Source organism: Myxococcus sp. MxC21-1, from assembly GCF_032612255.1.
Lineage (GTDB): Bacteria > Myxococcota > Myxococcia > Myxococcales > Myxococcaceae > Myxococcus > Myxococcus virescens.
In genome coordinates this window covers 5,399,603-5,423,828 of record NZ_CP123278.1, presented here as the reverse complement: position 1 = coordinate 5,423,828, position 24,226 = coordinate 5,399,603, and the positions used below count along the sequence as shown (strand labels likewise).

General features: G+C 70.3%; 10 protein-coding genes and 3 pseudogenes. All 13 read left to right on the top strand.

Going from position 1 to position 24,226, the window contains the following annotated elements; all coding sequences use genetic code 11:
• Window positions 1–12: 12 nt before the first annotated feature.
• The 13 genes and pseudogenes from QEG98_RS24040 to QEG98_RS23985 all read left to right on the top strand — a co-directional run bounded on the left by QEG98_RS24040 (window position 13) and on the right by QEG98_RS23985 (window position 24,196).
• Window positions 13–921: a KR prefix domain-containing protein gene (locus QEG98_RS24040; RefSeq protein ID WP_410477829.1), complete on the top strand. Its 909-nt coding sequence runs from the start codon at window positions 13–15 to the stop codon at window positions 919–921.
• Window positions 849–1,382, top strand: coding sequence for an SDR family NAD(P)-dependent oxidoreductase (locus tag QEG98_RS24035; RefSeq protein WP_316567955.1), 534 nt, complete (start codon window positions 849–851; stop codon window positions 1,380–1,382). Before QEG98_RS24040 ends, QEG98_RS24035 begins: the two co-directional genes overlap by 73 nt.
• Window positions 1,271–3,400 carry a type I polyketide synthase gene (locus QEG98_RS24030; protein WP_316562974.1) on the top strand — a complete coding sequence of 710 codons (2,130 nt, stop codon included), beginning with the start codon at window positions 1,271–1,273 and terminating at the stop codon, window positions 3,398–3,400. Before QEG98_RS24035 ends, QEG98_RS24030 begins: the two co-directional genes overlap by 112 nt.
• A gap of 74 nt (window positions 3,401–3,474) precedes the next feature.
• Window positions 3,475–4,326: pseudogene (locus tag QEG98_RS24025) on the top strand (acyltransferase domain-containing protein); the annotation flags it as partial.
• An 18-nt stretch (window positions 4,327–4,344) separates the two neighbouring features.
• A pseudogene (locus QEG98_RS42115) lies at window positions 4,345–4,905 on the top strand (KR prefix domain-containing protein); the annotation flags it as partial.
• A gap of 341 nt (window positions 4,906–5,246) precedes the next feature.
• Window positions 5,247–7,706 (top strand): annotated as a pseudogene (locus QEG98_RS24020) (beta-ketoacyl synthase N-terminal-like domain-containing protein); the annotation flags it as partial.
• On the top strand, window positions 7,607–8,965 hold the full coding sequence (locus tag QEG98_RS24015) for an acyltransferase domain-containing protein (protein WP_410478081.1): 1,359 nt from the start codon (window positions 7,607–7,609) through the stop codon (window positions 8,963–8,965). The pseudogene QEG98_RS24020 and the gene QEG98_RS24015, both read left to right, overlap by 100 nt.
• Entirely contained in the window at window positions 8,941–11,865 is a 2,925-nt protein-coding gene (locus QEG98_RS24010; protein WP_316562971.1) for a type I polyketide synthase, read from the top strand. Before QEG98_RS24015 ends, QEG98_RS24010 begins: the two co-directional genes overlap by 25 nt.
• Entirely contained in the window at window positions 11,862–13,367 is a 1,506-nt protein-coding gene (locus QEG98_RS24005; RefSeq protein WP_316562970.1) for a polyketide synthase, read from the top strand. The genes QEG98_RS24010 and QEG98_RS24005 overlap by 4 nt, the downstream gene beginning before the upstream one ends.
• A complete protein-coding gene (locus tag QEG98_RS24000; protein ID WP_410478080.1) occupies window positions 13,307–16,915 on the top strand; it encodes an acyltransferase domain-containing protein in 3,609 nt (1,202 codons plus the stop codon). The genes QEG98_RS24005 and QEG98_RS24000 overlap by 61 nt, the downstream gene beginning before the upstream one ends.
• Entirely contained in the window at window positions 16,882–18,294 is a 1,413-nt protein-coding gene (locus QEG98_RS23995) for a beta-ketoacyl reductase (protein ID WP_316562968.1), read from the top strand. The genes QEG98_RS24000 and QEG98_RS23995 overlap by 34 nt, the downstream gene beginning before the upstream one ends.
• On the top strand, window positions 18,291–22,838 hold the full coding sequence (locus QEG98_RS23990) for a non-ribosomal peptide synthetase (protein ID WP_316562967.1): 4,548 nt from the start codon (window positions 18,291–18,293) through the stop codon (window positions 22,836–22,838). The genes QEG98_RS23995 and QEG98_RS23990 overlap by 4 nt, the downstream gene beginning before the upstream one ends.
• 158 nt (window positions 22,839–22,996) lie before the next feature.
• Entirely contained in the window at window positions 22,997–24,196 is a 1,200-nt protein-coding gene (locus tag QEG98_RS23985; protein WP_316562966.1) for an extracellular solute-binding protein, read from the top strand.
• Window positions 24,197–24,226 lie beyond the last annotated feature (30 nt).

The following is a 24,226-nucleotide window of genomic DNA, read 5'->3' as shown; positions in this document are numbered from 1 at the left end:
GTACTCCGTCCAGTGGCAGCCACAGCCTCGCGTGGCTCGGGAGGATGCCGTGGCTGGGCGGGGGCGGGCCGGTGGCTCGTCTTCGCGGATGCGCGTGGCGTCGGCCAGTCCTTGGCCAAGGAGCTCGCGGAGCACGCCGAGGTCAGCGTTGTGGTGGAGGCGGGGGCTGCCTACGCGCGGCTCTCCGAAGACCACTACCGCGTCAACCCGTCGCGCTTGGAGGACTTCCAGGCGCTCCTCCGAGACGCCTTCAGCGAGCAGTCGCCGTGCAAGGGCATGGTGCACCTGTACGGGCTCGACGTGGCGTCCAGCGTGGCGGAGCCAGAGACCTTCGAGCAGGCCGTGACGCTGAGCGGGACCAGCGTCGTGTCCCTGCTCCAGGCGTGGGCCCAGCGAGGCTGGCGCGACGCACCTCGTCTGTGGCTGGTAACGTCAGGTCTGCACGTCCCCGTCCGGGATTCGGCGCCGGGTGCACCGGCGGCCGCGCCTCTCGCGGGCCTCGCGGCAGTCATCACCCATGAGCACCCGGAGCTGCGCTGCGCCCATGTGGACCTGAGCGCGCAGCCGTCCCCGGAGGAAGTCACGTCGCTGGCCGCGGAACTCCTCGCGGACAGCGCGGAGGACCGGATTGCGTTGCGCGGAAGTCAGCGCCACGTCGCGCGGTTGGGTCGGGGTGTCGCTGGTGGGAAGACGACGGAGCCCCGTGAACTTTCGGCGGAGGGGACGTACCTCATCACCGGCGGCCTGGGCGGGCTCGGGCTGGAAGTGGCGAAGTGGCTCATCCAGCGGGGCGCCCGGCACCGGCGCTCACCGGCCGGAGCGCGCCCTCCGACGAGGCGAACCGGACGCTGGGCGAACTCCGGGCGAGCGGCGCCGAGGTGCGCGTCTACGCGACGGACGTCACCCGCGCCGACGACGTGACGCGCCTGCTGGCTTCGATGGATGCGGAGCTGCCGCCGCTGCGCGGCATCGTCCACGCGGCGGGTGTCATCGCCGACGGTGTGCTCGCGCAGCTCGACGCGGAGCGGCTCCGCACGGTGCTGGCGCCGAAGGTCCAGGGCGCGTGGAATCTGCATGCCCAGACGCTGGGCCGTCCGTTGGACTTCTTCGTGATGTTCTCTTCCGCCGCGTCGATGCTCGGCTCGCCGGGGCAGGGCAACTACGCGGCGGCCAACGCCTTCATGGATGTGCTCGCGCACCACCGGCGTGCGGCGGGACTCCCCGCGTTGAGCGTCAACTGGGGCCCCTGGGCCGAAGTGGGCCGGCTGCGGTGGCGACGAACCGGGGCGACCGGCTGGCCTTGCGCGGCGTGGGCAACATGCCGCCAGCACAAGCCCTGGATGCGCTGGGGCGCTTGTTGGCGAAGGAGGCCGCGCAGGTAGCCGTGGTGCCGCTCGACCTGCGGCAGTGGCGCGAGTTCTACCTGAGCGCGGCGCAGTCGCCCTTCCTCTCCACGCTGATGCAGGAACGGGTGAGTACGCCGGCTTCGCGCAAGGGGACCGCGCGGGAGATGCTCGCGGCGGCGGAGCCTTCCCAGCGGCGGGGATTGCTGGAGGGCTACCTGCGCGAGCAGCTGGGACGCATCCTCCGCATGGAGCCGGCGCGCATCGACCCCGAGCAGCCGTTTGGCGACCTCGGAATGGACAGCCTGACCGGGCTGGAGCTGCGCAACCGGATCGAGTCCGGGCTGAAGCTCACGCTGTCCGCGACGCTGGCCTACGCCTATCCCACGGTGCAGACGCTGACGGCGCACCTGTTCGGCAAGCTGGAGCCCGTCCTCGACGCCGAGTCGCGCGTCACGGTGCGTCCGGTGGTGAAGGAGGCGCAGGTTGTTCCGGCGGTGGGGACGACGGCGCAGGGCCTCGAGCTGCTCGCCATTGTTGGCATGGGCTGCCGCTTCCCGGGCGGCGCGAATGACCCAGAGGCGTACTGGCGGCTGCTGAGTGAAGGCGTGGACGCAGTCCGCGAGGTGCCCGCCGACCGCTGGAAGAGCAGCACGGACGCGGCGGAGCACAAGGGCACGCGCTGGGGTGGTTTCCTGGACCGGGTGGATGGCTTCGACCCGGAGTTCTTCGGGATTGCGCCACGCGAGGCCGTGGCAATGGACCCGCAGCAGCGCTTGCTGCTCGAGGTCGCGTGGGAGGCGCTGGAGGACGCGGGACTGCCGAAGGCGCGCTTGTCGGGCACTCGGACGGGCGTCTTCGTCGGCGTCTGCGGCAATGACTACGCGATGCTCCAGGCGGAGTGCGACGTGGAGGGCGACGTCTACTCCGTCATCGGCTGCTCCAACAGCGTGATCGCCGGGCGGCTCTCGTACCTGCTGGACCTGCGGGGGCCGGCCATGTCGGTGGACACGGCTTGTTCGTCCTCGCTGGTGGCCCTGCACCTGGCTGGCCAGAGTCTGCGCAACCGCGAGTGCGACGCGGCGCTCGTGGGCGGCGTCAACCTGCTCCTGTCGCAGCGGCCCAGCTCCTGGCTCTCCAAGCTGACGGCGCTGTCGCCGGATGGGCGCTGCCGGACCTTCGACTCGCGGGCGAATGGCTTCGTCCGGGGTGAGGGCTGCGGCGTCGTGGTGCTGAAGCGGCTCTCCGATGCGCTGGCCAGCGGAGACAACGTCCTGGGCGTGATTCGCGCATCGGCGGTGAACCAGGATGGCGGCTCCACCGGCCTGACGACGCCCAACGTCCTGTCTCAGCAGGCCCTGATTCGCGAGGCACTGACAGCGGCCCAGGTGTCGCCCAAGGACATTGGCTACATCGAAGCGCACGGCACCGGCACGCCGCTCGGCGACCCGATAGAGGTGGAGGCCCTTCGGGAGACGTATGGCCACCGGCGCGAGGATGACTCGCGCTGCTTCCTCGGCTCCGCGAAGACGAACATCGGCCATCTGGAGGCAGCGGCCGGCATGGCGGGCCTCATCAAGGTGCTCCTCGCGCTCCGGCATGAGGCCATTCCGAAGCACCTGCACTTCAAGGCGCTCAACCCTCGCATCTCCATCGAGGACACGCCCTTCTCCATCCCGACGCAGCAACAGCCGTGGCCCGTCTCCCAGCGGCGCCGTTACGCGGCGGTGAGTTCCTTCGGCATCAGCGGGACGAACGCGCACGTGATTGTCGAAGAGGCACCCGCGTCTTCGCCCGTGCCCGCGGCCACACAGACCGCCGCGCGGCTGCTCACGCTCTCTGCGAGGAGCGAGGGCGCGCTGCGAGCCCTGGTTCGCTCGTACCACGCACTCCTGGATCAACCTGGGGACGTGGCGCCGCGGCTCGAAGACCTAGCCTACACCGCGGCGCTGCGGCGCAACCCCACGAACACCGGCTGGCGGTGGCCGGCCATACGGCGGCGGAGTGGGGCGAGCAGCTCCTGGCGTTCCTCGAAGGCGGGGCACCGCCGTACCTGACGACGGGCGTCGCGGAGGGGCGCCGGGAACAGGTGGTGTTCGTCTTCGGAGGCCAGGGCTCCCAATGGCAGGGCATGGGACGTGACCTCTTCGCGAGCAACGGAGACTTCGCCGCCGCGTTGCGTGACGTGGACGCGGTGCTGGCTCCGCACACCCGGAACTCCATCATCGACGCGCTGATGGCGGACGGGCCCGAGTCCCGTCTGGAGGAGACGGAGGTGGCCCAGCCCGCCATCTTCGCCATCCAGGTCGCGCTCGCGGCCGCATGGCGTGCCCTGGGCGTCGTCCCGTCCGCAGTCGTGGGGCACAGCGTGGGCGAGGTGGCCGCGGCGCATGTGGCTGGAGCGCTGAGCCTGTCCGAGGCCGCTCGGCTGGTGGCGCACCGCAGCCGCATCATGCAGAAGGCGACGGGGCAGGGCCGCATGGCCTCCGTCGAACTGTCGCCCGACGAGGCTCAGCGCGAGCTGGCGCCCTACGCGGGCCGGCTGTCGGTGGGCGCCATCAACGACGCCCGGAGCGTCGTCTTGTCGGGTGAACCGGCGGCGCTCGGAGCGGTGCTCGAAGCACTGCGTGCGCGAGGTGTCGCCACGAGGGACCTGGGCGTCAACTACGCCTTCCACAGCCACCAGATGGCACCGCTCCAGGCCGAACTGACCCAGGTCCTGGGCCACATCGAAACGCGGCCGACGTCCGTCCCGATGTTCTCCACGGTGAGTGGCGAGGCCATCGACGGCACGGCGCTCGACGCGGCGTACTGGGCGCGCAACGTCGGACAGCCCGTGCGGTTCTCCGCGGCGGTGGAAGCGCTGCTGGAGCAAGGGCACCGGCTCTTCGTCGAGCTGGGGCCTCAGCCCGCGCTCGGCCGGTACGTGACGCAGGCGCTGGGACGCCGTGAGCTGGAAGGCGCGGTGGTGCCGTCGCTGCGCAAGGGGCGGGCTGGCCAGATGGTGATGCTGGGAGCGCTGGGCGGGCTCCACGTGAAGGGCTACCCCGTGGAGTGGAGTCGCCTCTTCCCGGATGGCGGCCGTCTCGCGCCGCTGCCGCTCTACCCGTGGCAGCGCTCGCGGTACTGGATTGACGATGCCCCCGTGAAGGCGCTGACCCGAGCCCCCGTGGCCCGGAGCGCGGACACGTCGCGTGTCCAAAGTCCGGATGGCTGGGTCTACGACATCACCGGCACGCCCGTGAGCGGGGGCGCCTTCGCCGCGTGCGCCCAGGGGCGAGGGAGCCGGCTCGTCTTCGGGAACCGTGAGGGCGTTGGTGCCGCGCTGGCGGCCCATCTGCAAGCCCTGGGCGAACCGTGCTGGCTGGTCGTTCCCGGGGAGGTCGCGGCCGTCGAAGGCCAGAAGGTGCGGTCCCTCCACCCGGACAACGCGGAGCACTACGCGCAATTGCTCCAGGACGTGGGCCCGGTGAAGGCCGTGGTGCACCTGTGGGGCGCGGATACCGTGTCCGGCGCGGAGCCCACACTCGCGGAGGTGGAGTCCGCGCAGAAACGAGGCGTCCACGCGGCGCTGCGGTTGGTGCAGGCGCTGGTGAAGTCACCCTCCGCGAGCGGCGCCCGGTTGTGGCTGTGCACGCGGGGGACCCAGCCGGTGGGCAACGTCACGAGCGGCTCGCCCGTACAGGCGCCGCTGTGGGGCCTGGGCCGTGTCCTGGCGCTGGAGCACCCGGAGGTCTGGGGCGGCCTGCTGGACCTGGACCCCGTCGCGCCGGAGGGGAGGTGGAAGCGCTGTGGCGCGAGCTGTCCGGAGCGGATGGCGAGGACCAGGCGGCGCTCCGCGATGGCTCCCGTTACGTGGCGCGGCTGGTTCCCTCGGCGCGTGCGGTTGGCGATGCCCGCCTCATGCTTCGCGCGGATGCGACGTACCTCGTCACGGGGGGCCTGGGCGGATTGGGACTCCACGTGGCACGCTGGCTCGTCTCCCAGGGCGCGCGGCACCTCGTGCTGCTGGGCCGGAAGGGGCTGCCGAGCCGTGACGCGTGGGCCGCCATTCCCCGCGACAGTGATGTGGGCCGGCAGGTCTCCGCCATCGAGGCCATGGAAGCGGAGGGCGCCGTCGTCCACGCCCTCAGCGCGGATGTGGCGGATGCGGCGCGCATGTCGGAGGTCATCGACGCCGTCCAGCGGGGACCGGCTCCGCTGAAGGGCGTCATTCACGCCGCGGGAGTCTCCACGCAGGTATCGCTGGAGGCCATGGACGAGGTGGCGCTCGCCTCCATCCTGCGCCCGAAGGTGGCGGGTGGCTGGGTGTTGCACCAGCTCACGCAGGGGCTGGACCTGGACTTCACCGTCTACTTCTCGTCGGGCTCGGCCGTGTGGGGCTCGGCGCAGATGGCCCATTACGCCGCGGGTAACCAGTTCCTCGACGCGTTGGCGCACCACCGCCGCGCGCGGGGCCAGCATGCGCTGAGCATCAACTGGGGTCCGTGGGCGGCCGAAGGCATGGTCGCCGAGGAAGGACTGCGCTGGTTCGAGCGCATCGGCGTGCGCGGTGTCACCGTGGAGGGCGGGCTCCAGTTGCTCGGAGCGCTGCTCGCCATGGACGTGACGCAGCGGAGCGTGGCGCAGATTGACTGGAGCCTCTTCAAGTCCGTGTACGAGTCGCGGGCGCCCCGGCCGCTCCTCGAGGGGCTCGGTGCTCCCTCCATGCCTACGCCGGTGGCACCGGTGGACGGCAGCGAGGCGCTGGCGCAGTTGCGCAACGCCACGCCCGCGCGGCGCAAGGAGCTGGTGACGTCGTGGGTGCGTGAGGAGGTGTCCCGAGTGCTGGGCTTCGCCTCCAGCGCGGCGGTGAAGCTGGAGCAGGGCTTCTTCGACACGGGCATGGACTCCATCACCGCCGTGGAGCTGCGTCGCCGGCTGGTGGCGCGCTTCGGTGTCCAGGTCCCGTCCACCATCGCCTTCGACCGTCCGACCGTCCTGGCCCTCTCCACATATCTGCTGAAGGACGTGCTCCGGCTGGAGGTGGAGGCGAAGGAGGAGACAAGCCGCGTCGTCAGCAACGCGACGGAGCCCATTGCCATCATCGGCATGGGTTGCCGCGTCCCACAGGCCTCCGGCCCGGACGCCTTCTGGAAGCTGCTGGAGGGCGGCGTGGATGCCATCCGCGAGGTCCCCGCCTCGCGCTGGAAGGTAGACGACTACTACGACGCGCGGCCGGGCGTTCCTGGCAAGACGTACACGCGCTGGGGCGGCTTCCTGGACGACGCCGACCAGTTCGACGCCCAGTTCTTCGGGATTGCGCCTCGCGAGGCCTCGAACATGGACCCACAGCAGCGTCTGCTGCTGGAGGTCGCCTGGGAGTCGTTGGAACACGCGGGACTCGCGCCCGCGCGGCTGGCCAACACCAAGACGGGGGTGTTCGTCGGCATCGGCAGCAACGAGTACGCGATGCTCAACGGCGTGGGGAGCGCGTCGGCGGCGGGTCACGCCTATATCGCCACCGGCAACGACGCGAGCTTCGCCGCGGGCCGGCTGGCCTACCTGCTCCGCTTCCAGGGGCCGGCGATGAGCCTCAACACGGCGTGCTCGTCGTCACTGGTGGCCGTGCACCTCGCCTGCCAGGCCCTGCGTGGTGGCGAGGCCAACCTGGCGCTGGCGGGTGGCGTCAACATGACGCTCGCGCCGCACTCCACCATCTACCTGGCGCAACTCCGGGCCCTGTCTGCGGACGGCCGGTGCAAGACGTTCGACGAATCCGCCGACGGCTACGTGCGCAGCGAAGGCTGCGGCATGGTCGTCCTCAAGCGCCTGTCGGACGCGAAGCGGGATGGCGATGACATCCTCGCCGTCATCCGTGGCTCGGCCGTCAACCACGATGGTCCGAGCAGCGCGCTCACCGTGCCGAACGGGGATGCCCAGCAGCAGGTCCTCCGCGCCGCCCTGGCCAACGCGAACGTCGCGCCCTCGGACGTGGATTACATCGAAGCGCACGGCACGGGCACGTCGCTCGGTGACCCCATCGAGGTCCGCGCCGTGGCCAACGTGCTCGGCGAGGGACGCACGCCCGAGCAGCGGCTGTTGATGGGCTCGGTGAAGACCAGCATTGGCCACCTGGAGGCCGCGGCGGGTATCGCCGGGCTCATCAAGGTCGTCCTGGCGCACCGGCACGGCGTGATTCCGCCGCACCTGCACCTCAAGAAGCTCAACTCGCACATTGAGCTGAATGGCTTCCCGCTGGACATCCCGACGCAAGTCACCGCCTGGCCGGAGCGGGCGCGCCCACGAATCGCCGGCATCAGCGCCTTCGGCTTGAGCGGCACCAACGCGCACATCCTCGTGGAGGAGGCGCCTCGGCCAGAGCCCGTCAAGGCGCAGGCCGAGCGCGGCGCGCAGGTGCTCGCGCTGTCGGCGAAGACGAAGGGGCGCTCGCGCAGCTCGCGGTCCGAGTCGGGGAGCACATCGCTCAGCGGCCGGAGCTGTCGCTCGCGGATGTCGCCCACGCGGCGAACACCCAGCGCACGTCGTTCTCTCACCGCATGGCGCTCGTGGTGGAGACGGCGGAGCAGGCCCGGGAGCGGCTGCAGGCTTTCGCCCGAGGGGAGGAAGTCCCCCGGCTGGCCCAGCACCGCTTCGAGGGCGAGGCGCCCAAGGTCGTCTTCGTCTTCACGGGACAGGGCGCGCAGTACGCGGGCATGGGCCGTGAGTTGTACGAAACGGAGCCTGTCTTCCGCGCGGCCCTGGACCGGTGCAATGCCCTGCTCGAGGGGGAGTGGAGCGACTCGCTCCTCTCCGTGATGCACGGGGCGGACGCGCGCATCGACGACACCGGGTACACGCAGCCGGCGCTCTTCGCGCTGGAGTACGCCCTGGCGGAGCTGTGGCGCTCCTGGGGTGTCGAGCCCTGGGCGGTGCTGGGGCACAGCGTGGGTGAGTACGTGGCCGCGTGTGTCGCGGGGGTACTGGAACTCGAGGACTCGCTCCGGCTCATCACCAGGCGCGCGCGGCTCATGCAAGAGCTGCCTCGCAATGGGGAGATGGTGTCCATCACGGCGAGCGAGGCGGTCGTCGAGCAAGCGCTGACTCCGTACGCGGACCGGGTGTCGATCGCCGCGGTCAACGGGCCCGCGGACACGGTCATCGCGGGCGAGCGTGAGGCAGTGGAGGCCCTCTCCTCCGCGTTCCAGGCGCAGGGCCTCAAGGTCCGGCGGCTCACCGTGTCCCACGCGTTCCACTCGCCGCTGATGGAGCCGATGCTGGATGCGTTCGAGATGGCGGCGGGACACCTCACTTTCCGGGCGCCGCGCATCCACCTGGCGTCCAACGTCACGGGGCAGGTGCTCGAGGAGGGCACGGTGCTCGACGCCGGGTACTTCCGCCGCCACGTCCGAGAGGCCGTGCGTTTCCACGACGGACTCAAGGCGCTGCGGGCATTGGGGGGAACCGTCTTCGTCGAGGTCGGCCCGCATCCGACGCTCATGGGCATGGCGCTCAAGGGCCTTGGGGATGACGCGGGCACCGGCTGCCGTCGCTGCGCAAGGGACAGCCCGAGCAGGCGCAGATTCTCTCCAGCCTGGCCGCGCTCTACACCCAGGGCGTGGAGGTGGATTGGAGCGCGCTGAATGGCGAGCGCCGCCGCGCCCGTGTCGCGCTGCCCGTCTACCCGTGGCAGCACCAGCGACACTGGCTGGATGCTCCCAAGACGCCCCGCACGGTCTCCACGCTCACCACCGCGCAGGCGCTCGTCGGTCAGCGGGTGCGCTCGCCATTGAACAAGTCGCTGGTCTTCGAGGGACGCTACAGCGCGCAGTCGCTGCCGTTCCTGGAGGACCACCGGCTCTACGGCACCATCGTCGTGCCCGGCTCGTGCCACATCGCGCGCATCATCGCGACGGCGGCGCAGTCGTTCGGAGCGGGGCCGTACACCATCGAGAAGTGCGTCTTCTCGCAGCCCATCGTGCTCGCGGACGACGAGGAGCAGCTCGTCCAGCTCGTGCTCGCGCCCAAGGGACAGGGCCGGTACGACTTCGAGCTCTACAGCCTCTCCGCCACTGCCGAAGAGGAGACCGAGGGATGGCTGCTGAATGGCACGGGAACGCTGGTGGTGGGAGACGGCCCCGCCCGTCCCGCGCCCCTCTCGCGGAAGGACATCGAGGCCCGCTGCGCGCGTCAGCTCGACGGAGGGCTCTACGAGCGCAACTGGGACATCGGCTTCAACCTGGGGCACGCGTTCCGCTGGATTGAGCGCATCCACAGTGGGGGCCGCGAGGCGCTGTGTCAGATGCGCCTGCCCACGGACCTGGATGACCGGAGCCTGTACGTCCACCCAGGGCTGGTCGACTCGTTCCTGCAGGCGATGGGAACGGACCTCATCCGTGAGGACGCGATGCTGAGCACCGTCTACGTCCCCATCTCCGTGGAGCGCTTCCGCTTCCACGCGCAGCCGACCGGCTCCGTCTGGGCCTACGCCGTGCGACGGGACGCGGAGGAGGCGGTGGGCGAGGTCATCACCGGCGACGTCCTGGTGGTCGACGCGGATGGTCAGGTGCTCATCGAGATTGAGGGGCTGAAGCACAAGCGAGCGCCGCGAGAGGCGCTGATGGCGGTGCTGCGCCACGGCCAGCGGGACTCGCTCTACGAGCTGGGCTGGAAGCCGCAGCCCGTGCCCGAGGCTTCGCCCGAAGCCGGCTGCTGGATTGTGCTCGCCGACACCTCGGGCACCGCGGAGGCGCTCGCGGAGCGCATCCTGAAGCAAGGCGGCCGCCCGGTGCTGGTCCAACCGGGAGCGGCGTTCGTCCGTCATGGTGAAGGGCGCTTCACGCTGGATGCCCAGCGCCCCGAGGACTACGCGCGGCTGCTCCAGGAGGCGGTGCTTCCCGGCGAGTCCCTGGGCGGCATCGTCCACCTCTGGGCGCTGCGTGGGCCCGGTGGCGAGGATGTGGATGCCCTGCGAGAGGCGCACCAACTGGGGGCGGGCAGCGCGCTGTCCCTGGCCCAGGCCCTGGCGAACTCCGCCTTCACCGCGCGCATCTGGTGGGTGACGCGGGGCGCTCGCGCGCTCGACACGCGCCCCACGCCGCTGGCGATGGAGCAGGTCCCTCTCTGGGGCCTGGGCGCCGTCTTCTCGCAGGAGCACCCCGAGCTGGCTGGCGCGCTCATCGACCTGGAGCCCTCTGGACTGGGTGACGCGGCCGCCGCCATCTGGCGCGAGCTGGGCGCCACCGACGGTGAGCGGCAGGTGGTGATTCGCGAAGGGCAGCGGCACGTGGCCCGCCTTCGCGCCTCGCGGGACGTGGCGCGGACGGAGTTGCCGCGCCTGAGCCCCGAGGCGAGCTACCTGCTCACGGGCGGGCTTGGCGGCCTGGGCCTCGCGCTGGCCGGGTGGATGGTGGAGCAGGGCGCCAGGAACCTGGTGCTCATCGGGCGTGGCGGACCCAGGCCGGAAGCGCAAGAGGCCATCCGCGCGCTGGAGACGGCGGGCGCGAGGGTGCTCGTGCTCCAGGCGGACGTGTCGAAGCAGGAGGACGTCCGTCGCACCCTGGATGAAGCGGAGAAGTTGGCGCCTCTGCGCGGCGTGGTCCACGCGGCGGGCGTGCTGGATGACGGCGTCCTCCTGCAACAGGACTGGAAGCGGTTCACCCGGGTGCTCGCGCCCAAGGTGGACGGCGCGTGGCATCTGCACACGCTGACGCAGGGCAAGCCGCTCGACTTCTTCGTCCTGTACTCGTCGGCGTCGTCCCTGCTGGGCGCGCCGGGGCAGGGAAGCTACGCAGCGGCCAATGCCTTCCTGGACGCGCTGGCTCATCACCGGCGTGCCCTGGGACTTCCGGCGCTGAGCATCAACTGGGGACCCTGGGCCGAGGTGGGCATGGCCGCGGAGCTCGCGTCCCGCTACCAGGCGCAAGGTGTGGAGGCCTTCACCCCTGCCGAGGCGCTGGAGGCCTTCGGCAAGGCCTTCAGCCGTGCGCAGCCGCAACTCACCCTGTTGCAGGTGCAGTGGTCGCGCTACCGGCGCAGTTCCCCGGGGGCGGCGCCCACGCTGCTCGCCGACGTGGCAGGGCAGGTGCGTGCCGAGTCCGAGGCGGACGGCCCGTCGGCCTCGGAGTTGCGGCGCCGGCTCGACACCGCGGAACCCCGACAGCGCATGGCGCTGCTGCTGGAGCACGTCCTGGATGCGGCGGTGAGGGTGCTCGGCCTGGATGCATCCACGCCGCTGGAGCCACGGCAGCGGTTGTTCGAAGTGGGCATGGATTCGTTGATGGCGCTGGAGCTGCGCAACCGGCTGCAGAAGACGGTCGGTGCGTCGCTGCCTTCGACGCTCGTCTTCGACTACCCGACGGCGGAGGCCATCGCGGCCTACCTGCTGGGCGAAGTCTTCGGCCAGGAGGCGCAGCCGGCCGAGGAAGGACAGGGAGCGGCTCAGGACACGGCGCTTCTCGATCGAATCATGGAGCTGTCGCCGGATGAGCTTGCCGCCTCGCTCGAAGCGAAGCTCGCCGCACTGATGGAAGAAGGAACATGAGCAACTCGCCAAAGTCAGCTGAGCCCTCCGCGTTGCAGCGCGCCGCGTTGCTCGTGGAGAAGATGCAAGCCCGCCTCGATGCGGTGGAACGCGCCCGGACCGAGCCCATCGCCGTCATCGGCATGGGTTGCCGTTTCCCCGGTGGCGCCGTCGATGGACCGTCGTACTGGCGGATCCTTCGAGACGGCGTGGATGCGCTGCGCGAGGTGCCCGAGTCCCGCTGGGACGTGCAGGGCTACTTCGACGCGACGCGCGGGATGCCGGGGAAGATGTACGGCACCCGCGGTGGCTTCCTCGATGACGTGGAGCACTTCGACGCTGAGTTCTTCGGCATCGCGCCGCGCGAAGCGGCGAGCCTGGACCCGCAGCAGCGCATCGCCCTGGAGGTGGCGTGGGAGGCCCTGGAGAACGCGGGCGTGGCGCCGGGTCAGCTCATGGGCAGCAGGACGGGCGTCTTCATGGGCGTGATGTCCAGCGACTACATGGCGCGCCTGCTCAAGGAGGACGACGCGACCCGCTTCGACGGGTACATGGCGACGGGCAACGGCTACAGCTTCGTCCCGGGGCGAATCTCCTACGTGCTGGGCCTGCAGGGGCCGTGCATGCCGGTCGACACGGCGTGCTCGTCGTCACTGGTGTCGCTCCACCTGGCCTGCGAGAGCCTCCGGCGCGGCGAGTCCAACCTCGCGCTCGCGGGCGGCGTCAATCTCATCCTGTCCCCTGAGACGACGATTTGCCTTTGCAGCATGCAGGCGCTCGCGAGCGACGGCCGCTGCAAGACCTTCGATGCGGCGGCCGACGGGTACGTGCGCGGAGAGGGCTGCGGCATCCTCGTGCTCAAGCGCCTGTCGGATGCACAGCGAGATGGCGACGACATCCTCGCGTTGATTCGTGGCTCCGCCGTCAATCATGACGGGGCCAGCGGCGGACTGACGGTGCCGAACGGGCCGTCGCAGCAAGCCGTCGTGTCGAAGGCGCTGGAGAACGCGCGCGTGCCGCCGGCCCTCGTGGGCTACATCGAAGCCCACGGCACGGGCACGCCGCTGGGCGACCCCATAGAACTCCGGGCGCTGGGGGCGGTGCTGGGCAAGGGACGTCCGGAGGACCGGCCCTTCTTCATCGGCTCGGTGAAGACGAACATCGGCCACCTGGAGCCGGCGGCCGGAATCGCCGGCGTCATCAAGACGATTCTGTCGCTCCAGCACCGGGAGATACCGCCGCACCTGCACTTCCACACGCCCAATCCCCACGTGGAATGGGACCGCATCCCCGCGCGTGTCCCCGTCGAGCGAATCCCCTGGCCGGCCCACGAGGGGCGGCGCATCGCGGGGGTGAGCTCCTTCGGACTGAGTGGCATCAACGCGCACGTGGTGCTGGAGGAAGCCCCGCGCCCGCGGCCACGCCCGCCGCTTCCGAGGTCGATACCGCGCAGCTCGTCGTCCTGTCCGCCAAGACGGCGCCAGCGCTGGCCGACCTGGCCCGGACGTGGAGCACGTTCCTGAAGCGCGAGGACGTGGGAACGCTCGCGGACCTCAGCTACACGGCGGCCCTGTGCCGCACGCACCATGACCACCGGCTCGCGCTCGCTGCGAAGTCCCACCAGGAGCTGGTCGCGCAGCTCGACGCGTTCGCCGCCGGAGAGAGCCACCCCGGTCTGTCCGTGGGGCGCCGGAGCAACAGCCAGAAGGTGGTCTTCGTTTTCCCCGGCCAGGGCTCGCAGTGGCTCGGCATGGGACGGCAGCTGTACGCCCAGGACACGACCTTCCGTGAGGCCATCGACCGGTGCCACGATGCACTGGGCCGCTACACGGACTGGCCGCTGCGCGAGCTGTTGACGAACCCCGGTCAGCAGTCGCGCTGGAATGACATCGACGTCATCCAACCGACGCTGTTCTCCTTGCAGGTGTCGCTCGCGGCGGTGTGGCGTTCACTGGGCCTGGAGCCGCACGCGGTGGTGGGGCACAGCATGGGCGAGGTCGCCGCGGCCCACGTCGCGGGGGCGCTGTCGCTGGACGACGCCGCGCGCATCATCTGCGAGCGCAGCAAGCTGCTCCGGCGGGTCAGCGGCCAGGGTGCCATGGCGGTGGTGGACCTCTCACGCGAACAGGCCGAGGCGGAGATTCGGGGCGCGGAGGACCGGATTGCCATCGCCGTCAGCAACGGCCCGAAAGCCACGGTGCTCTCGGGAGACCCGGCGGCGCTGAAGGAGGTGTTGGAGCGCCTGGAGAAGCGCGAGGTCTTCTGCCGTTGGGTGAAGGTGGACGTGGCGTCCCACAGCCCACAGATGGACCCGCTCCGGCAGGACTTGCTGGAGCGGATGGCTGGCATCCGTCCGACGGGGAGCACGGTGCCGCTCTACTCGACGGTGACGGGCGCCCCCATTGATGGCCGGGAGCTGAGCGCCGCGTATTGGGTGCGCAACCTGCGGCAGCCCGTGCTGTTCGCGGACGCGGTGCAGCGTCTCATCCAGGACGGGAACGTCCTGTTCATCGAGCTGAGCCCGCATCCCATCCTGGTGCCCTTCGTGGACGCGATGCTGCGGGAAGGCGACGCCTCCGGCCGAGGCCTGGTCGTCCCGAGCCTCCTCCGGGAACAGGAGGAGTGGCCGTCACTGCTCGCATCCCTGGGCGCGCTGGCCACCCGAGTGGACCGGGTGGACTGGCTTCGGCTGCATCCGGACAAGCGGCGGCGAGTCGCGCTGCCGGCGTATCCCTGGCAGCGGGAACGGCACTGGCTGGAGCTGAGGCCCAAGCGTGCAGCGCGAGGCCGCTTCGTGCGCTCGGGGGGCCATCCGCTCCTGGGCACTTCATTCACGACCTCCGTGCAGCAGGAGACCCGCTTCTGGGAATCCACACTGAGCGCGAGCGAGCCCCCGTTCCTCGCGGACCATCGCGTGGCGGGCTCGGTGGTGGTGCCGGGCGCGGCCTATCTGGAGATGGCGCTGTCCGCGGCGCATGCGATGTCAGGAGGCACCGCGCACGAGCTGGTCGACACCTCCTTCAAGGAGGGGCTGCTCCTGCCCGAGGGCCAGGAGCGCACCGTCCAACTGGCGCTGCACGGCGAGCAGGGCCGCACCCTCACGTTTCAGCTTTCGAGCCAGACGGCGGAAGCGGCGGGGTGGATGACGCACGTCGTGGGCAGGCTCCGCGTCTTGGATGCAGGGCAGGCGGGGCTTGCGTCCGAATCGTTGGAGGCCATCCGCGAGCGCTGCCCCGACGTCGTGACCCAGGCAGCGCATTACGAGACGCTGGCACGCAACGGCGTAGCCTACGGGCCCGCGTTCCAGGGCGTGCAGCAGGTCTGGCGAGGGCGAGGGGAGGCGCTCGGCCACCTCCGCCTCCCGGAGTCATTGGTCGCGCGGGCCTCGGCGTATCGAATCCATCCCGCGTTGCTCGACGCCTGCTTCCAGTTGGTGTCCGCCGCGGTGCCTCCGGAGGACGTGCCGCAGGACGCGGGGCCCGCCGTCCCGGTGGCACTCGAGAACCTGCGGCTTCACGCACCGCCCCCAGCGGAGGGCTTCTGCCACGTCCGGATGCGGACACCCGAGGGCACACGCCGGGGCGTCTACGAGTTCGACCTCGTGCTGCGCGATGCGTCCGGCACGCTGTTGCTGGAGGCGCTGGGGCTGCGGGTTCAGCAATTGGATGCTCCCGTGGCGGATGCGGAGGGCAGGGACCTTTATTTCGCCCAGGCGTGGCGCCATGTCCCCTCCGTCGAGCAGCTCCCCGCACAGGGCACCGAGGCGGGCGGACGTTGGTTGCTCATCACGGATGGCAACGAGCTGGCGGACACGGTGGAGTCACAGCTCCGCGCGCGCCAGGGCGAAGTCACCCGTATCGACCTGGGTGGCTCCAAGCCGGGCCGCCGCACCGTGGACGTGTCGTCGCCGATGGCCTTCGATGAGGTGCTGGCGGAGACGTTCGGCAAGGGGGCCGCTGCGCGCGGCGTGATTCACCTGACGGGCCTGGATTCGGGCGACGTGGACCCGTTGATGGGCTGCGGCGGCGTGCTGCACCTCGTGCAGGGGCTCTCCCGGATGGGCCTGTCGAGTCCGCCACGTCTGTGGATGGTCACGAAGGGGGTCCACCATGGTTCGGACAGCCGCTCCGCTTCGGACGTCGTGCAGGCACCGTTGTGGGGCCTGGGGCGCACGCTCGCGCAGGAGCACGCCGAGCTGAAGTGCACACGGGTGGACGTGTCCGCGGTCATGCGCACCGAGGACGCCACCGGCGCGCTGGTGCGCGAACTGCTCGTGGCGGACGCGGAGGAGGAAATCTCCCTCCGGCCTGATGGGCGACATGTCGGCCGCATCGTTCGTGGCACACCCGGCAGGGCTTCCCATGAGGCCATCGTCCCCGCCGAGGGCCAGTCCTTCCGAGTCGAGCGTGATGCTCAGGGGCGCCAGGAGTACCGGTCCGCGGCCCGCCGTCCGCCGGGGCCTGGAGAGGTCGAAATCGAAGTCGAAGTGGCGGCGCGTCCGGGGCTCGGCGGGGCGTCGAGCCCGGAGCGCTGGGACGAAGCGGGTGCCACCGCATGCAGTGGGCGCATCGTGGCGGTGGGAGAGGGGGTGAAGGACGTCACCGTGGGCGAGGAGCGCATCGCGTTCGTGACGTCGGGCCTCGGGTCACATCTGTGCGTGCCCGTTGGGCACACCGCGCCGCGCCCGCCCTCGTCGTCGCATGAAGAGGCCGCGGCGCTGGCAGCGACTGTGCTGCCTGTCTGGTATGGCCTGTTCCACCTGGGACGCTTGGAGAAGCGAGACCGCGTATGGGTCCTGGGGGCTTCGAGCGGGCTCGGGCGAACGGCCATCCAGCTGGCACGGCGCATGGGGGCGGAGGTCTTCGCCGAAGCCACGACGGATGAGCAGCGGGCCTCCTTGCGGGAGCTCGGCGCCGCCCACGTCGTGGACCCCACGGACGCCTCATTCGCCACGGGGCTGCTGGATGCGACGGGAGGCCGAGGGCTGGACCGGCCGTCATCGCGCCGGGCGCTGTCGGCCTTGAGCCGAGCCTTGCCGTGCTGGCGGAGGGGGCTCGCGTCATCGACCTGAGAGGGACGTCCGAAGCACCTTCGGCCGGGGATGCGAACGTCGCGTGGTGCGTGGTCGACGTGCACACCTTCGCGCGCCGAAAGCCCGACCGGTTCGCCCGGCTGTGGCGCGAGGTGAAGGACGCCTCCGAGGCCGGGGGCCTGCCCTCCATCGTGAAGGAGGTGAGCACGCTCACCCTGAAACATCCCGGGGCACGCGTGGTGGTGCCCGCCACGGGGGCTCGGCGACTCCGCGTGGATGGGACGTACCTGGTGACGGGCGGCCTGGGAGGACTGGGCTTCGCGGTGGCGAAGTGGATGGTGGAGCAGGGCGCACGGCACCTCGTCCTCCTTGGGCGTGACGCCTCGTTGACGCCAGCGCAACAGGCGGACGTGGCCACGCTCGAAGCGGCGGGGGCGCGCGTGCGGGTGATGGCGGCGGATGTGTCCGACCGGGCTCGGTTGGCCCGGGTCCTCGCGGAGATCGCCGAGGGTGGAGCACCGCTGCGAGGCGTCATCCACGCGGCGGGTGTGCTGGATGACGGCGTCCTGTTGCAGCAGACGGTGGAGCGCTTCCGCCGGGTGATGGCGCCCAAGGTCCTCGGGGGCTGGAACCTGCATGTCCTGACGCGCGACCTGCCGCTCGACTTCTTCGTGCTGTACTCGTCGGCGGCCTCCCTGTTCGGCGCACCCGGTCAGGGAAACTACGTGGCGGCCAATGCCTTCCTCGACGCGCTGGCCCACCACCGCCGGGTGGTGGGGCTGCCGGGCTTGAGCATCAACTGGGGACCCTTCTCCGATGTCGGTCTGGCCGCCGCGCAGTCCAACCGGGGAGAGCGCCTGGCTCAGCGGGGCTCCGACAGTCTGACGCCCGCGGAAGGCAACGCCATCCTGGGCCGGCTGTTGGATGGCGACGTGACGCAGATGGCGGTCATGCCGCTCGACCTCCGCAAGTGGGTGGAGTTCTATCCGCGAGCGAAGTCCTCGCAATGGCTGTCGGAGCTCGTCCCGGCCAGCGCGGGGGAGGGCGTGCAGGCCGCCCGGGATGTGGCGCTGCTTGAAGCCCTGCGGACGGCGACACCTCGGGACGCGCGGGTGGCGCTGGAGAAGTTCGTTCGCGAGCAGCTGGGCCGGGTGCTCCGGCTCGACTCCGCGCGCATCGACGCCGAAGCGCCGCTCCAAGGGTTCGGACTCGACTCGCTGATGGGGCTTGAGCTGCGCAACCGGTTGGCGTCGGGACTGGGGCTGTCGCTCCCGGCGTCACTGATCTGGAAGCACCCGACGCTGGATGCGCTCTGTGCGCATCTCCAGAGTGAAGTCATGGATCGCGCCCTGGTAGAGACGCTCGCAATCCAGGCAGAGGCGGCCGCAACCAACGACAACGAGGTCTTCGTCCTATGAGTGTACGGGAGCTGTTGGGCACCCTCGCGGCCAGGGGCGTTCGCCTGCGCGTCGACGGTGACAAGCTGGTGGTGGAGGCGGGCAAGGCCGTCCTCACGCCGGAGCTGCGGACCGAGCTGGCGGCGAACAAGGCCGACATCCTCGCGTTCCTGCGCAAGCACACCGCGCGCGACGAGGTGGGCAGTGGCCCTGAGCAGCCCATCACGAGGCCCCAGGTCATCCCGCTGTCCAGCGGGCAGGAGCGGCTCTGGTTCCTGGACCGGCTGTCACCGGGCACCGCGCAGTACAACGTCCACCTGGGGCTGCGGGTACGTGGCGCGCTGGACACGGTGGCGCTGCGCCGGAGTCTGGACGAGCTGGTCCGTCGGCACGAGGTCCTCCGGACGTCCTTCCCGGAGGTGGACGGAAGTCCAAGGCAGGTCATCGCGTCGCCCGACGTGGGCGCGACGCTGAGCGTCGTGGAGGTGCGGGGGCTGTCGGAGGCGCAGCGCGACGAGGAGGTCCAACGGCGCTCGGAGGCCCTGGCCCAGCAGCCTTTCGACCTGGCCCAGGGCCCCCTGTTCCGGGTGACGCTGGTGTCCCTGGACGCCGACGACTCCGCGCTCTTCGTGACGAAGCACCACATCATCACGGATGGTTGGTCGCTCGGCGTCTTCGTCCGGGAGTTGTCGGCGCTCTACGCGTCTTTCGTACGGGGACAGGCCGCGGCCTTGCCACCCGTGTCCATGCAGTTCGCCGAGTCGGCCCTGCGTGAGCAGGCATGGCTGGCGGGGGCCGCTGGTGGCCGGGAGCGGGCCTTCTGGAAGGAGAAGCTCCAGGGACTGCCGCCGCTTCAGCTCCCCGTGGACCGTGGAGTCTCCAGCGCCACCAGCCACCGGGGTGCGACCGTGCCCGTGGCCTTCTCGCCCGGGTTGAGCGAGGCGCTGCGCGAGCTCGGCCAACGTGAAGGGTGCAGTCTCTTCATGGTGCTCTACGCCGCGTTCGCCGCGCTCCTGCACCGCTACTCGGGGCAGCTCGACTTCGGCGTGGGGACGGTGACCGCGAACCGGGGGAGCGTGCCGCCGGACCTCATCGGCTTCATCGCCAACACGCTCGTGCTCCGGAGTGACGTGTCCGGGGACCCGACCTTTTCGCAGTGGCTGGCCCGGGCGCGCAAGACGGTGCTCGACGCCCAGGACCACCAGGCGCTGCCCTTCAGCGAAGTGGTGAAGGCGGTCGGCGCATCGCGTGAGGGCGGGCTCAACCCGCTGGTGCGTGCCTGCTTCACGCTGGAGAACATCCCCGCGCCTACGCTGGACCTGCCCGGGACGCGCTGGTCATTCCTGGGAGGTGCCCCCGACGGCAGCGTGGAAGGCGTCGCCAAGTTCGAGCTGTCCCTCATCCTGGCCTCCGGCGAACAGGGCCTGGCTGGCATGCTCGAATACTCGCGCGAGCTCTTCGACGCCTCGACGGCGGAGCGGATGGTGGGCCACCTCCAGGTGTTGTTGGAGGCCGTCGTCGCGAAACCAGAGACGCCACTGTCAAAGCTGCCCGTGCTGTCGGCGGAAGAGCGGACGCGGCTGCTCACGGCCTGGAATGGCCCGGTGCTCGGCGTCCCGGCGCTGTGCATTCACGAGCTCATCCAGGCCCAGGTGGAGCGGACGCCGAACGCCGTGGCCGTGGTGAGCGGAACGCGGACGCTGACCTACGCCGAGCTCAACCGCCGGGCGAACCAACTGGCCCATCACCTGCGGCGGCTGGGCGTGCGGCCCGAGGCGCGCGTGGGCCTCTGCGTCGAGCGGACGGAGGACCTCGTCATCGGCCTGCTGGCCATCCTCAAGGCGGGCGGCGCCTACGTGCCACTGGACCCCGCCTACCCGAAGGAGCGGCTGGCGCTCATTCTCGAGGACGCGCAGGTGCCCGTGTTGCTCACGCAGCAGCGGCTGCTCCCGGAGCTTCCCGCCACCGAGGCACGCGTGGTGTGCCTGGACGCGGATGCCGCCGCCCTCGGCGCCGAGCCGGAGATGAACCCCGGGCGTGTCACGACGCCCGATTCGCTCGCGTATCTCATCTACACCTCGGGCTCCACCGGCAAGCCCAAGGGCGTGATGATTGACCACCGGAACGCCGTGGCCTTCTTGCAGTGGGCCCAGAGTGTCTTCTCGCCGGAGTCGTTGGCGGGGACGCTGGCGTCGACGTCCATCTGCTTCGACCTGTCCGTCTTCGAAATCTTCACGCCCCTGTGCTGTGGGGCGAAGGTCATCGTCGCGAAGAACGCGCTGGAGCTGCCCGAGCTGCCCGCGGCGAAGGAGGTGACGCTCGTCAACACCGTGCCCTCGGCGATGGGCGCGCTGCTGCGAGGGGGCGGGGTGCCGGCGTCGGTCACCATCGTCAATCTGGCGGGCGAGGCGCTGGCGGGAGCACTGGTCGACTCCATCTACGCCCTGGGCCACGTGAGAGATGTCTTCAACCTCTACGGTCCGAGCGAGACGACGACCTATTCCACGTTCACCCGTGTGAACCGGGGCGAGACGCCGACCATCGGCCGGCCCGTTGGAAACACCCAGGTCTACGTGCTGGATGCGAACCGGGAGCCCATGCCCGTGGGAGTGCCAGGCGAGGTCTACATCGGCGGGCATGGTGTCGCGCGGGGCTACCTGGGCCGGACGGAGCTGACGGCGGAGCGGTTCGTCACGTCTCCCTTCGCCGGAGACGCGGGCGCGCACCTGTACCGGACAGGGGACCTGGCGCGGTGGCTGCCGGACGGGCAACTCGAATACCTGGGCCGGATGGACCACCAGGTGAAGCTCCGCGGCTTCCGCATCGAGCTGGGTGAGATTGGCGCGGCGCTGCAGGAGCACCCAGGCATCCGCGATGCGGTCGTCGTCGTGCGAGAAGGCCCGGGCGCGGACAAGCAGTTGGTGGCGTATGTGGTGGGCCGCGACGGGAAGGCCCCCGAGCCGGGTGAGCTGCGCGACCACCTCAAGTCCCGGCTGCCCGAGTACATGGTGCCCTTCGTGTTCGTGAGCCTGGAGGCCTTGCCGCTCACGCCGAACGGGAAGGTGGACCGCGCCGCGCTCCCCGCGCCGGAGCGTGTGGGCTCCGGGACGGCGAAGGCCCACGTCGCGCCGAGAACGCCTGGGGAAGCCACGCTGGCGGACATCTGGCGTCAGGTGCTCGGGGTGGAACAGGTGGGCGTGCACGACCACTTCTTCGAGCTCGGAGGCCACTCGCTGCTGCTCTACCGGGTGCTCGTCCTCGCGCGGGCCGCGTCGGGCGCGGACATCCCGCTGAGGGCCCTGTTGCAGTCGCCGACGCTGGAAGAGATGGCGCGCACCATCGAGGCCGCGAAGACGGGCTCGCTGCCGGTCCACGACGTGGTGGCGGAGCTTGAGGCGGACGCCGTGCTGGATGCCGGGCTGCTGCCGGGAACGGCGCTTCCGCCCACCTCCGGGCCCGCGCGCGCCGTGCTGCTGACGGGCGCCACGGGCTTTCTCGGCGCGTTCCTGCTCGAGGAGCTCTGCCGGAAGACGCAGGCGCGCATCCATTGCCTGGTCCGCTCCAAGTCGGAGCAGGAGGGGATGCAGCGGATTCGCAAGAACCTGGAGAGCTACTCGCTGTGGCGCGACGACCTGGCGTCGCGAATCGTCCCTGTCCGAGGGGACATCGGCCAGCCCCTGCTGGGCCTGTCGGAAGCGGAGTTCCAGCGGCTGTCGGAGGAGGTGGACGCCGTCTACCACAACGGTGCGCTCGTCAATTTCATCTATCCCTATGAGTCGATGCGCGCCGCGAACGTGCTCGGAACGCGGGAGATTCTTCGCCTGTGCATGCGCACGCGCATCAAGCCGCTGCACTATGTCTCCACGGTGTCGGTGCTGCCCGTGGGGCGCCAGCTTCCCTTCCGCGAGGATGAGCCGTTGGAAGCGGCTGCGAGCCTGGTGGGCGGTTATGCCCAGAGCAAGTGGGTGGCGGAGAAGCTCGTGCGTGAGGCCTCGCGGCGAGGGCTCCCCGTGACGATTCACCGGCCGGGGCGGGTGACGGGCCACAGCCAGACGGGGGCGTGGAACACGGATGACCTGGTGTGCAGGACCCTCAAGGGCTGCGTCCAACTGGGGAGTGCGCCCAGCGTGGACGCGCTGCTGGACGTGACGCCGGTGGACTACGTGAGCAGCGCCATCGTGGACCTGTCCCTGCGTCCCGAGTCCACTGGTCAGACATTCCACCTGGTCAACCCGCAGTTCGTGCGAGCGGACGAGATGTGGAGCCACATGCGAGCCTTTGGCTATGGGCTGCGCGTGCTCCCCTATGACGAGTGGCTCGCGGAGCTCGGCCTCGCGGCGCCGTCCGACCGTGAGCTGGGAGACCTGCTCCTGTTCCTCCAGCAGGTGCCGCCCGAGGACCGGAGCGTCGGTGGGCCGCGCATGGTGGTCTGCGACAGTGGTCACACGCTGAAGGCGCTGGGGGGAACAGGGACGTCGTGTCCGTCCGTGGATGCCACGTTGATTTCGACGTATCTCTCCTCGCTGGTGCAGCGTGGCTTCCTGGCCGCGCCTGCGGGGCGGTGAAGGCCTGGGCATCGACCGGCCCGGTCGGTGCCCACCGACTCCAAAGACAGACGCAGGCGTGCTGCCCAAGCCTCGTCGGGCGGAAACGGTAGACTGAGGCGCAATGCCGCTCCCGCATCCGTGCGGGGCGGTCCCCCTCATTTCGCCGGAGCCACGCCATGCAATGGAGAGCTTTGCCCTGCGTTCTCGCCCTGTCCCTGGGCGCCTGCTCGGACCCTGAGCCCGAGGCCCCGCGGCCATTGAAGGTCGTCCTCTTCCCCTACATTCCGGACTCGGCAGGGGATGGCTTCGCCAGCCTCAAGCAGCGGCTGGAGGCGGATTTCGAGCAGGAGCATTCGGACATCGACCTGGACATCGTGTTCGACGCGAAGCTGGACCTCTATGACCTGGATGAAGGAGGCACCCTGAACCAGCTCCTGGGTCCGGGAGCTGGTGCCGCGCAGGTGGTGGAGATCGACACGCTCATCATGGGTGACCTCGTGTCGAAGGGCTGGGTGCAGCCCGTCGCCCTGGAGGCAGGGGCCGCGCATCCGGCGGCGGAAGAAGCCGTCTCCATCGCTGGCCAGAGCTACGGGGTGCCGACCTACCTGTGCAGCTACGTCGTCTACTCGAACAGCCCCTACCTGTCGTCGGCCACGGATGGCGATTCCCTGGTCCAGATCCTCACGGATGTGGCACCGGGGATGCGCCCGTTGGCGGCCAACTACAGCGGGAGCTGGACGCTGCCCTCGTCCTACTTGGACGCGTGGGCCGACACGAATCCCACGGGCGTTTTGTCCCAGGCGCTGTCGCTGCCGCTGGACGCGTCGGCGCTGGATTCGTTCGAGGACGTGGTGAAGAGCTGTGAGCTGGAGGCAGGCGTCAACCCATGCCTCGACGGCACCTACGCGGATAGTTCCCTGGCGGAAGAGGCGTTCGCCTTGGGGCAGGCCAACGGCTTCATGGGCTACACGGAGCGCCTGTTCTTCGTCCGGAAGGCCAACCCGGGCATGGCACTGCCAGAAGTCATCTCCGTTCCGCTGGGCACGGGCTCCGCGCCCGCGGTGTTCGTGGATGCGCTGGTGGTCAGCGCGCAGTGCACGGGGATGTGTGCCGAGGACGCCCGCGCCTTCACCGACTTCATGAAGGACCCGGCCGTGCGCAGCCTCATCGCATTCAGCGGGGACGCGCCGCAGGGCACGACGCCGCGCTATCTGTTGCAGGCCACCCAGGCTTTCTATCAGCAAGAGCCCGCGCGTTCTGACCCGATGTATCAGAAGTATGTGCAGTTCCTGAGCGGGGCTCGGCCCTATCCCAATCAGGGCTTCCCGCAGAACCGGAAGACGCTCCAGTCGGCGCTGATGGACGCGCTCCAGTAGAAAGACGTGCGGGTGTCGTCATGCGTCACG